At 71.3% G+C, this 11427-nt stretch carries 13 protein-coding genes; 10 read left to right on the top strand and 3 right to left on the bottom strand.

What is annotated here, in order from left to right; genetic code table 11:
• The first annotated feature begins 64 nt into the window (after nt 1-64).
• Nucleotides 65-979 (top strand): DMT family transporter, encoded by a 915-nt coding sequence (locus tag GTW43_RS07845; RefSeq protein WP_161300906.1) that lies wholly within the window; start codon nt 65-67, stop codon nt 977-979.
• Nucleotides 980-986: 7 nt separating this feature from the next.
• Here GTW43_RS07845 and GTW43_RS07840 read toward each other — a convergent pair whose 3' ends face one another.
• The 3 genes from GTW43_RS07840 to GTW43_RS07830 all read right to left on the bottom strand — a co-directional run bounded on the left by GTW43_RS07840 (nt 987) and on the right by GTW43_RS07830 (nt 3873).
• Nucleotides 987-1541, bottom strand: coding sequence for a hypothetical protein (locus GTW43_RS07840; RefSeq protein WP_161300905.1), 555 nt, complete (start codon nt 1539-1541; stop codon nt 987-989).
• 93 nt (nt 1542-1634) lie between these two features.
• The gene (locus tag GTW43_RS07835) at nt 1635-2150 is read right to left on the bottom strand and encodes a hypothetical protein (protein ID WP_161300904.1); all 516 of its coding nucleotides are present in this window, start codon (nt 2148-2150) and stop codon (nt 1635-1637) included.
• Nucleotides 2151-2268: 118 nt separating this feature from the next.
• A complete protein-coding gene (locus GTW43_RS07830; protein ID WP_343245934.1) occupies nt 2269-3873 on the bottom strand; it encodes a glycoside hydrolase family 20 protein in 1605 nt (534 codons plus the stop codon).
• 345 nt (nt 3874-4218) lie between these two features.
• Here GTW43_RS07830 and GTW43_RS07825 point away from each other — a divergent pair, with 345 nt between their 5' ends.
• From GTW43_RS07825 to GTW43_RS07785, 9 genes are all read left to right on the top strand, one after another.
• A complete protein-coding gene (locus tag GTW43_RS07825; protein ID WP_202501189.1) occupies nt 4219-4791 on the top strand; it encodes a 2-oxo-4-hydroxy-4-carboxy-5-ureidoimidazoline decarboxylase in 573 nt (190 codons plus the stop codon).
• Nucleotides 4792-4960: 169 nt separating this feature from the next.
• Nucleotides 4961-5341, top strand: a complete 381-nt coding sequence (gene sdhC / locus GTW43_RS07820) for a succinate dehydrogenase, cytochrome b556 subunit (protein ID WP_161300902.1) — start codon at nt 4961-4963, stop codon at nt 5339-5341.
• An 8-nt stretch (nt 5342-5349) separates the two neighbouring features.
• Nucleotides 5350-5835, top strand: a complete 486-nt coding sequence (locus GTW43_RS07815; protein ID WP_161300901.1) for a succinate dehydrogenase hydrophobic membrane anchor subunit — start codon at nt 5350-5352, stop codon at nt 5833-5835.
• A 19-nt stretch (nt 5836-5854) separates the two neighbouring features.
• Entirely contained in the window at nt 5855-7609 is a 1755-nt protein-coding gene (gene sdhA / locus GTW43_RS07810) for a succinate dehydrogenase flavoprotein subunit (RefSeq protein ID WP_161300900.1), read from the top strand.
• Nucleotides 7609-8376: a succinate dehydrogenase iron-sulfur subunit gene (locus GTW43_RS07805; protein WP_161300899.1), complete on the top strand. Its 768-nt coding sequence runs from the start codon at nt 7609-7611 to the stop codon at nt 8374-8376. The genes sdhA and GTW43_RS07805 overlap by 1 nt, the downstream gene beginning before the upstream one ends.
• Nucleotides 8377-8602: 226 nt before the next feature.
• A complete protein-coding gene (locus GTW43_RS07800; protein WP_161300898.1) occupies nt 8603-9010 on the top strand; it encodes a hypothetical protein in 408 nt (135 codons plus the stop codon).
• Nucleotides 9007-9576, top strand: coding sequence for a DCC1-like thiol-disulfide oxidoreductase family protein (locus GTW43_RS07795; protein ID WP_161300897.1), 570 nt, complete (start codon nt 9007-9009; stop codon nt 9574-9576). The genes GTW43_RS07800 and GTW43_RS07795 overlap by 4 nt, the downstream gene beginning before the upstream one ends.
• 103 nt (nt 9577-9679) lie before the next feature.
• The gene (locus GTW43_RS07790; protein ID WP_202501186.1) at nt 9680-10309 is read left to right on the top strand and encodes a TetR family transcriptional regulator; all 630 of its coding nucleotides are present in this window, start codon (nt 9680-9682) and stop codon (nt 10307-10309) included.
• A 102-nt stretch (nt 10310-10411) separates the two neighbouring features.
• Nucleotides 10412-11427, top strand: a 1016-nt coding sequence (locus GTW43_RS07785) for a serine hydrolase (protein WP_161300895.1), incomplete at its 3' end; no start/stop codon positions are given.

The raw sequence follows: 11427 nt of genomic DNA, 5'->3' as shown, positions 1-11427 counted from the left end.
GCATGTGAGGCTCGGGCCACAGCGGTACGGGAACGGGCCCGTCCCGGGGACAGGGAGGAGCGGCATGCGGGGACGAGCCACCTCCGTGGCCACGGGTCTCGCGGTGCTCCTCGTCGGCTTCTCCTGGGCGATGGAGTCCTTCCTCGGCAAACTCTCGCTGAACCGCGGCTACAGCACGTTCGACTTCCCGCTGGTGCTGAATCTGGGCACCGTGGCCGTGTGCCTGGCCGCCTGCCTCCGGCCGGGCGCGCGGCGTCAGGTCCTCGACGTCCCGAGGGACCGGGTCGTCACCCTCGGCCTCGTCTCCCTGACGCTCGTCTTCGTCCCGTACCTGGTCATCTACCTGGCCCTCGGCACCCTCAGCCCCGCCGAGACCTCACTGATCAGCAGCATGACGCCGCTGTTCTCCCTGGTCGTCGGCGCCGTCTGGCTCGGTGTGCGCATGCGCCCCCGCGCCGCGTCGTGCGTCGCCCTCGGGTTCGGCGGCGTCTGCGTCCTGATCGTGCCCGAGGTCTCCGGACCCGCGCAGGACGGCAAGGCCGTCTGGTACCTCGTGATGCTGCTCGCACCGCTCTCGTACGCCGTGAGCGGGTTCCTGATCCGGCGAGCGGCGCGGCTGGGGGCCGGCGCGCTGCAACTGCTGCTGGCGACCAACGCCCTGCCCCTGGTGCTGTTCGCCGTGCTGAACCGCGGTTTCGCTCTGCCGGCCGGGGCGCGCGCGGCGGACCTCGCGGTGTTCGGAGCCGGGATCGTGTTCAACGTCGTCGCGGTGACGGGCCTGATGCGGCTCTCCACGCTGCTGTCCCCGCTCGCGCTGAGCTTCTCGAACTACGCGACCGTGCTGTTCGCCTTCCTGCTGACGGCCCGGTATCTGGACGAACCGCTCGGTCCGCGGGTGGTGGTCGCGGGGGTCCTCGTCGTCGTCAGCTCCCTGCTGGTGACGGGCGGGCGGCAGGCGGGCCGGGCCCCCTCCGGCTGAGCCCGCGTCAGACGCGGCCCCTGGCCCGCCGCGAGACGACCGCGCGCAGCACCCGGCGGCCCTCGGTCGACAGGTCGCGGGCCTGCCGCAGCCCGCCCGCGCCGCTCGCGAGCAGCTCCAGGATCCGCGTCTGGCGGCGCAGTTCGGCCGCGACGAGCGGCGTCACGCCCTCGGTGCTGCCCTCGCGTACCCCGGCGGGGCCCTCGGCGACGCCCGCCGCGCCGGAGTCGAGCATGCGGTGCACCTGGAGCGCGGCCACCGAGCAGGCGTCGGCCCAGCCGCGCCAGTCGCCCGGCACGGCGCCGTCGGGCGCGGCGCCCAGCATCCGGCGTACGAGCTCGGCGGCCTCGCCGGCCGCGACGGTGTCCCTGAGCTGTCCGCGGGCCGCGGCGAGCCCCTCGCTCCAGCCGGTGCCGCCGTCGGCGAGGCTCGTCCACAGCGGGCGCAGCGCCTCGTCGTCCTCGGTGGCGCCGAGCAGCGGCACGCACCGGTCGAGGCAGCCGAGTCCGCTCGCGGCGAGTCCCCGCTCGTCGGCCTGCGCGATCAGTTCCACCAGGCTCATGCCCGTACGCCTCCAGACGCGGACCCGACAGTTCCCCGTCCGGGGACTCCGGCTTCTCCTGCGTCTTCTACTGCGTCCGGGCCGTCCGGAACGTCACAGTGCGGCGACCCCGAGCCGGTCGAGGAAGCGGAAGAACAGCTCCTCCGCGGACGGCTCGGCGGGCGCCCGCAGCACGTCGAGCAGCGGCTGGGCGGGCACCTCGCGGCCACACTCGGCGGCCCAGGCGACGGCCCGCTCCGCGGCGTCGGCGGCGGGCAGGAAGTAGTCCTCGAGGGACCGCTCGTCGCCGCCGATGTAGGTGGTCATCGCGGCCCGCCCCAGACAGGTCGTCCACGCCCCGCTCTCCGGCGCCGCCGCCTCGACGACGGCGCAGCTGCTGTCCATGACGTAGGCGAAGAGGGCGGGTGCGCCCGTCTCCGCCGCCAGCGCGTTCATGCTGCCCACGTCGCGGGCCTGCTCGCCGTCACCGCCGCCGGGGCACTCCCAGACCTGCCAGCCGGCGGCGCGCTCCTCGAGCAGTGTCAGTTCGTCCCGCGCCCCCGCGAGCGCGTCGAGCTCCTTGAGCGGACGATCGCTTCCGGCCACCACGTAATAGCCCCAGTAGCCCATCCCCGTGCCCCCGTCCCGGTGTTTCCCTGTTCATGCGGCTCCGGCCGAATAGACCACAGCCGTACGGGGGTTCGCCACCGGAAACGCGAACTACGCGAAAGGGGACGCGGACCGGGGCTCAGCCGCCCAGTTTCCCGGCCAGCTCGACGAACCGCGGCCAGCTCAGCTCCGGCTTGTCCGGATCCCACAGTTTCTGGACGGTGGCCCGCAGCGGCATCCGGATGCCCTGCGCGACCTGGGCCTGGGTCTGCGCCCCGGCGAGGTCGCACCACACGGCGAAGGTCCCGCCGAGGATCTGGTCGTCGTATTGGGCGGGCACCGGGGCCGTGCCGCGCAGCACCCGCGGCGTCCACGTCTCGTAGATCCGCTGCCCGGTCGGGTAGACGAACGTGTTGGGCTGGCCGAGCACGTAGTACAGGAACTCGTCGTTGTAGTTGGTCAGCCGCTGCCCGGCGCTCAGGTACGAGACGGGTTCGCGGGCCCCGATCTCCTTGCCGGTCCAGTAGGCGACCTCCAGGTTCTTGTCCGCCCGGACGACCCCGCCGGTGAAGAACCCGTCGTTCCAGGCCTTCAGCTTCCGGTCGAAGGGGGCCATGGTCCGCGCCCGGTCGTTGAGCCAGCCCTGCGCGAGGTCCTGCACGCGGGCGCCGTTCCCGTACTTCTTGCGCGCGGCGGCGGCCAGCTGCGGGTAGGACGCCTCCGGGTTCTGCTTCACGAGGGCCTGGTACTCGTCGCCGCCCAGGTGCCAGTAGGCGCCCTTGAACAGGCCCGCGTACTCCTTCAGCAGATCGTCCACGATCTTCGCCGCGGCGGGTTCGGAGATGTCGACGGCTCCGCGCGTCGGACTCCCGTTCACGTCCCGCAGCTGGAGGTCGGGATGGGCGGCGATGACCGCGCCGAGGTGTCCGGGCGAGTCGATCTCCGGCACGACGCTCACATGGCGCTGTGCGGCGAGCGCGAGGATGTCCTTGACCTGCGCCTTCGTCAGATGCTCCGAGGAGACGACCTCCGGGTGCGTGTCGGACTCGATCCGGAAGGACTGGTCGTCGGAGAAGTGGAGGCCGAGCTGGTTGTACTTGAGGTCGCCGATCTCCCGGATCCGGTCCTTGATCCAGTCGGCGGTGAAGTGCTTGCGCGCGATGTCGATCATGAACCCGCGCTGCGGCTTGGCCGGCTCGTCCGCCACGACGCCCTCGGGCGCGGTGCCGCCCCCGTGCACCTCCTGCTTGAGCGTGCGCGTCCCGTAGAAGACCCCGGCGTCGGTCGGCCCGACGATCCGCACCCGGCCGCCCTCGACGGTCATCCGGTACGACTCCTGGCCGGCCCGGCGCGGCCCGCCGAGCGCCAGCTCCACGTCCCCGGCGCCCGCCTTGTCCTTGCGCCCGCCGTACGTCAGGCCCAGCTCGTCCGCGAGCAGGCGCCCCTCGTCGGCGAGCGACGCGTCCCGCACCAGGACCCGGCCGCCGTCCGGCTTCCAGCCCGGGCCGCGCGCGGCGGTGAAGTCCCGCACGGAGGGGATCGTGCGCGGCGCCGAGGACAGCGGGTACGACCGGCTGGGCGAGGGCTTCTCGGCGACCGACGTGGCCGATCTCCCGCCGGACGGCGCGGACCCGGCGGAGTCCCCGCCGCCGTCCGGCCACAGGGCGACCCCGGCCACCACGGCTCCGGCGACCACGACGACGCCTCCTGCCAGCAGGGCCTTCCGCTCGACTGCCACGCTCACCCTCGCTCCGCTCGGGGGCGCGGGACCCCTCCGTCGGTGCGTCCCCGCCGTGCGGGCGCACGACCGGGGGCACACGACCCGCACCCGCCACCGATGATCCACCCAACGGGGTGGGGGCGCCTGCGCAGCACCCCGCGCGGTCCACCCCGCGACACAAACCTCCCCGTCCGGGTGAAATTCGCGCATCCGTCGGACATCCGCAATCACCCCTGGCTACCGTGACGACTCAAACAGACCGAACAGAGCCGCACACACATCCCAGCCGTCACCCGATCCAGCCGTCACCCGATCCCGTCCCGCCGCCGGAGGCATCCGCTGTCCGCCGCCCACCACGCTCCGGGCCGCCTGCCCATACCCGCGCAGGCCACACCCCGCGAGCACCCCACGGGCCTCGCCCGGTTCAACGCGCTGCCGCAGGGCGACGCCGAGGCGGCGCTGCTCCAGTGCTGCGGCAGCCCGGCCTGGGCCCGCCGGCTCGCCGCCCACCGCCCCTATCCGGACCTCGACGCGCTGCTCGCGGCGGCCGACGAGGCGGCGTACGACCTGCCGCTCGCCGAGACCGCCGGGGCGCTGGCCCGCGAGGAACTGCCGCTGGAGCCGGACGCGGCCGGCCACCCCGCGGCCTACACCGCGCTGGACGCCGCGCACGCCGCCTACCAGGACCGCTTCGGGCACCCCTTCGTGATCTGCCTCGACGCGACCGCGCCCGGCGAGGCGCTGGACCACCTGCTCGCCGCGCTGCGCTCCCGGCTGGGCAACGAGCGCGAGGAAGAGCGGGTCCTCGCCGCCGACGAGCTGCGCCGACTCGCCCGCGGACGCCTCACCCGGCTCGCCCGCGGCGCCCCCGTCACCCGGACGGCCGCGCGGGGCGCGGTTCGTCCCGAGCAGTCCGGCAATAGCCCGTACGTGCCTGTTTGATTGCCTGTTTGATCACACGAGTGGCCCCCGCGCGAGCAAGCCGACAACTCGTCGATACGATGACGAGCGGCCGGTGGACCGTACCCGGCCGGGCCCGACCGACAGAGCTGTATCCAATCGGCTTACGCGTGGCGGCCGGCCCCAGTCCCCACTCCCGGAGGGTTCTTCCGTGCCGGCTGGAACGCTGTACCGCGGCCGGGAAGGCATGTGGTCGTGGGTGGCTCATCGAGTCACCGGTGTCCTCATTTTCTTCTTCCTGTTCGTACACGTGCTGGACACCGCTCTCGTCCGCGTCTCCCCGGAGTCGTACGACGACGTCGTTTCCACTTACAAGACGCCGATCGTCGCGCTCCTTGAGTACGGCCTCGTCGCCGCCATCCTCTTCCACGCGCTCAACGGCCTGCGTGTCATCGCCGTCGACTTCTGGTCGAAGGGCCCGCGCTACCAGAAGCAGATGCTCTGGACCGTCGTGGGCATCTGGGTCGTCCTGATGGCCGGGGCCCTGTACCCCGTCCTCGGCCACGCCGTCCGTGAACTCTTCGGGAGCTGAGGCCAGACATGTCCACTGACACGACTTCCGCCGCGTCCGGCGTCGGCCCCGTCGAGGGCGCCTCGCTCTACGACACCGACCACCCGGCACCCGTCATCGAGGCGCCGCGCAAGCGCACCTCGAAGACCGGCAAGGGCAGCCGCGGCAACTTCGAGATGGCCGCATGGCTCTTCATGCGCCTGTCCGGCGTCGTCCTGGTCGTCCTCGTCCTCGGCCACCTGCTGATCCAGCTCGTGCTCGACGGCGGCGTCTCCAAGATCGGCTTCGCGTTCGTCGCGGGCCGCTGGGCGTCCCCGTTCTGGCAGGGCTGGGACCTGCTGATGCTGTGGCTCGCGATGCTGCACGGCGCCAACGGCCTGCGTACCGTCATCAACGACTACGCCGAGCGCCCCCAGACCCGCCTGTGGCTGAAGGGGCTCCTCTACGCCGCGACGGTCTTCACCGTCCTGCTGGGCACGCTGGTGATCTTCACCTTCGACCCCAACATCCGTTAAAGCCGAGGCGAGCGAGAACGTGAAGATTCACAAGTACGACACCGTCATCGTCGGCGCGGGCGGCGCCGGCATGCGCGCGGCCATCGAGTCGACCAAGCGCAGCCGCACCGCCGTGCTGACCAAGCTCTACCCCACCCGCTCCCACACGGGCGCCGCGCAGGGCGGCATGGCCGCCGCGCTGGCCAACGTGGAGGAGGACAACTGGGAGTGGCACACCTTCGACACGATCAAGGGCGGCGACTACCTGGTCGACCAGGACGCCGCCGAGATCCTCGCGAAGGAGGCCATCGACTCGGTCCTCGACCTGGAGAAGATGGGCCTGCCGTTCAACCGCACCCCGGACGGCACGATCGACCAGCGCCGCTTCGGCGGTCACTCCCGTAACCACGGCGAGGCCCCGGTGCGCCGGTCCTGCTACGCCGCGGACCGCACGGGCCACATGATCCTCCAGACGCTGTACCAGAACTGCGTGAAGGAGGGCGTGGAGTTCTTCAACGAGTTCTACGTCCTGGACCAGCTCCTGGTCGAGGAGGACGGCGTCCAGAAGTCCGCCGGTGTCGTCGCCTACGAGCTGGCCACCGGCGAGATCCACGTCTTCCAGGCGAAGTCGGTCATCTACGCCTCCGGCGGCACCGGCAAGTTCTTCAAGGTGACGTCGAACGCCCACACGCTGACCGGTGACGGCCAGGCCGCCTGCTACCGCCGGGGTCTGCCGCTGGAGGACATGGAGTTCTTCCAGTTCCACCCGACCGGCATCTGGCGCATGGGCATCCTTCTCACGGAGGGCGCCCGCGGTGAGGGCGGCATCCTCCGCAACAAGGACGGCGAGCGCTTCATGGAGAAGTACGCGCCCGTCATGAAGGACCTCGCGTCCCGTGACGTCGTGTCCCGCTCCATCTACACGGAGATCCGTGAGGGCCGCGGCTGCGGTCCCGAGGGCGACCACGTCTACCTCGACCTCACGCACCTCCCGCCGGAGCAGCTCGACGCGAAGCTTCCGGACATCACGGAGTTCGCGCGCACCTACCTCGGCATCGAGCCCTACACGGACCCGATCCCGATCCAGCCGACCGCGCACTACGCCATGGGCGGCATCCCGACGAACGTCGAGGGTGAGGTCCTGGCGGACAACACCACGGTCGTCCCCGGCCTGTACGCCGCCGGCGAGGTCGCCTGTGTCTCCGTGCACGGCGCCAACCGCCTCGGCACCAACTCGCTGCTCGACATCAACGTCTTCGGGCGTCGTGCGGGCATCGCGGCCGCCGAGTACTCCCACAAGGCCGACTTCGTCGAGCTGCCGGAGAACCCGGCCTCGCTCGTCGAGGAGACGGTCGAGCGCCTGCGCAACTCCACGGGCACGGAGCGCGTCGCGGTCCTGCGCAACGAGCTGCAGGAGTGCATGGACGCCAACGTGATGGTGTTCCGCACCGAGCAGACGATCAAGACCGCGGTCGAGAAGATCGCGGAGCTGCGCGAGCGCTACCGGAACGTCGCGATCCAGGACAAGGGCAAGCGGTTCAACACCGACCTGCTCGAGGCCATCGAGCTGGGCAACCTGCTCGACCTGGCCGAGGTCATGGCGACCTCCGCGCTGGCCCGCAAGGAGTCCCGCGGCGGTCACTACCGCGAGGACTTCCCGAACCGCGACGACGTCAACTTCATGCGCCACACCATGGCGTACCGCGAGGTCGGCGACGACGGCACCGAGTCCATCCGTCTCGACTACAAGCCGGTCGTCCAGACCCGCTACCAGCCGATGGAGCGTAAGTACTGATGGCTACTCCGACCATGGACAAGCTGGAGGCCCTGGAGAAGGACTCCACGTCCTCGCACCTCATCACGGTCACCTTCCGCATCCGCCGGTTCAACCCGGAGGTCTCCGCGGACGCGACCTGGGAGGACTTCCAGCTCGAGATCGACCCGAAGGAGCGCGTGCTCGACGGTCTCCACAAGATCAAGTGGGACGTCGACGGCACGCTGACCTTCCGCCGCTCGTGCGCGCACGGCATCTGCGGCTCCGACGCGATGCGCATCAACGGCAAGAACCGCCTTGCCTGCAAGACGCTCATCAAGGACATCAACCCCGAGAAGCCGATCACGGTCGAGCCCATCAAGGGCCTCACCGTGCTCAAGGACCTCGTGGTCGACATGGAGCCGTTCTTCCAGGCGTACCGCGACGTCATGCCGTTCCTCGTCACCAAGGGGAACGAGCCGACGCGTGAGCGCCTGCAGTCCGCCGAGGACCGCGAGCGCTTCGACGACACCACCAAGTGCATCCTGTGCGCCGCGTGCACGTCGTCCTGCCCCGTGTTCTGGAACGACGGCCAGTACTTCGGTCCGGCCGCGATCGTGAACGCCCACCGGTTCATCTTCGACTCGCGCGACGAGGCCGGCGAGCAGCGCCTGGAGATCCTCAACGACCGTGACGGCGTGTGGCGCTGCCGCACGACCTTCAACTGCACGGACGCCTGCCCGCGTGGCATCGAGGTCACCAAGGCGATCCAGGAAGTGAAGCGCGCACTGATCACGCGTCGCTACTGACACGTCCCGTCGTCAGGCGTCTCTGACGCCGCACGTGTTCGAGGGCCCGGCCTCCTGAGGGAGCCGGGCCCTCACTCATGCCTGCCCGGCCCGTGGCCGCGCGCCTGGCCGATCCCCCTCCCCGAGACCTGCGTCACGTACGCGGATCCCGGCTTGAACGTGTTCAAAAACAGGTCTACATTCATCCCTGTCAGCGTTTTTGAACGCGTTCAAGGAGGGGTGGGGCATGGACCTCACAGTCGTCGCGTACGTCGTCTATCTCGTCATCAGCATCGGGCTGACCATCTGGGTCGCCCGCACGCTCAGCCGCAACGGAAGGATCTTCCTGGCCGACGTGCTGAACGGCAACGAGAAGCTCGCCGACGCGGTCAACCACCTGCTGGTGGTCGGCTTCTACCTGGTCAACCTCGGCTTCGTCGCGCTCTACCTGAGCGGCGACGAGACCATCGACAGCGCCCGCGGCGTCTTCGAGGCCCTGTCGACCAAGCTCGGCGTGGTGCTCCTCGTCCTCGGCGCCATGCACCTGGGCAACGTCTTCGTCCTCAACAAGATCCGGCGGCGCGGCGTCATGGAGCGCGAGCAGCAGCCGCCGGTGCCGCCGCAGGGGTGGACCGCCCCGGTGGCCGGGGCGTGACCTCGGTGGCGGCGACGGCCGAGCCGGCGGCCCGGGGCGCCCGGGGGGACGTCCCGGTCCGCCGGCTCACCGTCCTGTTCGACGCGGAGTGCCCGCTGTGCACGTTCGTCCGGGGCTGGCTCGCCCGGCAGCCGCAACTCGTGCCCCTGGACTTCGTGCCCGCGGGCTCGGCGGCGGCCCGCGCCCGTTACCCGGGCATCGACCACGCCGCGACCCTCGGCGACATCACCGTCGTCGGGGACGGCGGACAGATCTACCGCGGCCCGTCCGCGTGGATCGTGTGCATGTGGGCCCTGCGCGCCCACCGCGCCACCGCGCACCGGATGACCACCCCGGCGGGCATGAAGGTCGCGAAGCAGATCGTGCTCGGCGCCGCCAAGTACCGCGAACTGCACCGCGAGCGCCTGGCCGGCGGGGGCGTGTACCGGCGCGCGGACGGCTGGACGTACCACCCGCAGGACGGCTGGGTCCACACACCGGCCGCGCCCGGCACCTGGTTCCAGGAGGCCTACGGGTACGACGGCGAAGCGCCGTCCTGCGACAGCGGCTGCCGCACGGACGATTAGGCTCGCACCCGTGGCGACAGAAGAACCCGGGGCCGTCCGGCGCAGGAGCACGGACAAGCCCGCGAAGAGCGAGCAGACGCGGGCCCTGATCCTGGAGACGGCGATGCGCCTGTTCCGGGAGCGGGGCTACGACAAGACCACCATGCGGGCCATCGCCCAGGAGGCCGGAGTCTCCGTCGGGAACGCGTACTACTACTTCGCGGGCAAGGAACACCTGATCCAGGGGTTCTACGACCGGATCGCCGCCGAGCACCAGGCGGCGGTCCGGCCCGTGCTCGACTCCGAGACCGACCTGCAGGCGCGGCTCGCCGGAGTGCTGCGGGTCTGGCTGGAGATCGCGGAGCCGTACCACGAGTTCGCCGCCCAGTTCTTCAAGAACGCGGCGGATCCGGACTCACCGCTCAGCCCGTTCTCCGCGGAGTCGGAGCACGCCCGCGAGGCCGCGATCTCCGTCCACCGCGAGGTCCTCGCCGGATCGAAGGCCAAGGTCCCGGCCGAGCTGGCCGAGATCCTCCCCGAACTGATGTGGCTGTCCCAGATGGGACTGGTCCTCTACTGGGTCTTCGACAGCTCGGAGGGCCGTGAACGCAGCAGGCGGCTCGCCGAGCGCGGCGCCCGGCTGACGACACGCGGCGTGGCCCTCGCCCGCTTCCGGGTCCTGCGACCGCTCGTGCTCGAGGTGCACGAACTGTTCATCGACTTCCTTCCGGGGATGACGCGCACAGACCCCTGACACGCGCGGCCCCTCGGCGCTCACGGGCCCCTGACACGCACTGCCCCTCGGCCGGAACCACCCGCCGTTCTTTACCTCAGCTTTCACCTGTACGTTCGCGGGATGCCCGGCACCACCGCATCCCAGCAGTTCAGCCGTCGCGCCGCCCTCGGCATCGGTCTCGGCGCGACCACCGCACTCGCCCTGCCCGCGCCCCGCGCCACCGCCGCGTCCGGCACTCCGAGACTGCCGCGGCTCAACGCGCGGGCCTGGCTGGTCGCCGACCACGGCAGCCGCGCGGTCCTCGCCGCGTCCGGCGCACACCGCGCCCTGCCGCCCGCGTCGACCCTGAAGATGCTCTTCGCCGACACCGTGCTGCCCCGCTTCGGCACGGACGAGAAGCACAAGGTGACCGCGGCGGACCTGGCCGGCATCCCTGCGGGCTCCAGCCTCGTCGGCATCCAGGCCGGCACCACCTACACGGTCCGGCAGTTGTGGCAGGGCGTCTTCCTGCGGTCCGGGAACGACGCGGTGCACGTCCTCGCCGCCATGAACGGCGGCGTGGCCAAGACCGTCGAGGAGATGCAGGCCCGCGCCGAGGAACTGGGCGCCGACAGCACCCGGGTGGTCAGCCCGGACGGGTTCGACCACCCCGGTCAGGTCTCGTCCGCGTACGACCTCACGCTCTTCGCCCACGCCGGGCTGAAGAACGACGCGTTCCGCGCGTACTGCGCCACCAGGACCGCCGACTTTCCGGCCGGCGGCGGCAAGACCTTCCAGCTGCAGAACACCGACCGGCTGCTCACCGGCCAGGGCGTGCCCCCGTACGAGGGCCTGATCGGCGTCAAGAACGGCTACACCACGAACGCCGGCAACACCTTCACCGGCGCCGCCACCCGCGGCGACCGCACCCTGATCGTCACCGTCATGCACCCCGAGTCCGGCTACGAGGCCGTGTACGAGGAGACGGCCGCCCTGCTCGACTGGGGGTTCGCCGCGGCGGACCGGGCGAAACCGGTCGGCACCCTGGCCGTCCCGGTGAGCGAGCGCGCCCCGAAGAACTCGTCGCCGGGCCAGGACGCGGCGCGGGGCGACCTCGCGGCGGGCGCACCGGGCCCGTCCCGCGCGGGCGACGGATC

Origin of the sequence: Streptomyces sp. SID5785, from assembly GCF_009870065.1 — a bacterium.
Lineage (GTDB): Bacteria > Actinomycetota > Actinomycetes > Streptomycetales > Streptomycetaceae > Streptomyces.
The sequence above is the reverse complement of the archived record's forward strand: the minus strand, read 5'-3'. Positions and strand labels throughout refer to the sequence as shown.

What these genes read in the sequence shown, in the direction of transcription:
- GTW43_RS07835 (WP_161300904.1), bottom strand. Translation starts at nt 2,150, where the DNA reads ATGGGCTACTGGGGCTATTACGTGGTGGCCGGAAGCGATCGTCCGCTC.
- GTW43_RS07845 (WP_161300906.1), top strand. Translation starts at nt 65, where the DNA reads ATGCGGGGACGAGCCACCTCCGTGGCCACGGGTCTCGCGGTGCTCCTC.
- GTW43_RS07840 (WP_161300905.1), bottom strand. Translation starts at nt 1,541, where the DNA reads ATGAGCCTGGTGGAACTGATCGCGCAGGCCGACGAGCGGGGACTCGCC.
- GTW43_RS07800 (WP_161300898.1), top strand. Translation starts at nt 8,603, where the DNA reads ATGGACCTCACAGTCGTCGCGTACGTCGTCTATCTCGTCATCAGCATC.
- GTW43_RS07805 (WP_161300899.1), top strand. Translation starts at nt 7,609, where the DNA reads ATGGCTACTCCGACCATGGACAAGCTGGAGGCCCTGGAGAAGGACTCC.
- GTW43_RS07815 (WP_161300901.1), top strand. Translation starts at nt 5,350, where the DNA reads ATGTCCACTGACACGACTTCCGCCGCGTCCGGCGTCGGCCCCGTCGAG.
- GTW43_RS07790 (WP_202501186.1), top strand. Translation starts at nt 9,680, where the DNA reads ATGCGCCTGTTCCGGGAGCGGGGCTACGACAAGACCACCATGCGGGCC.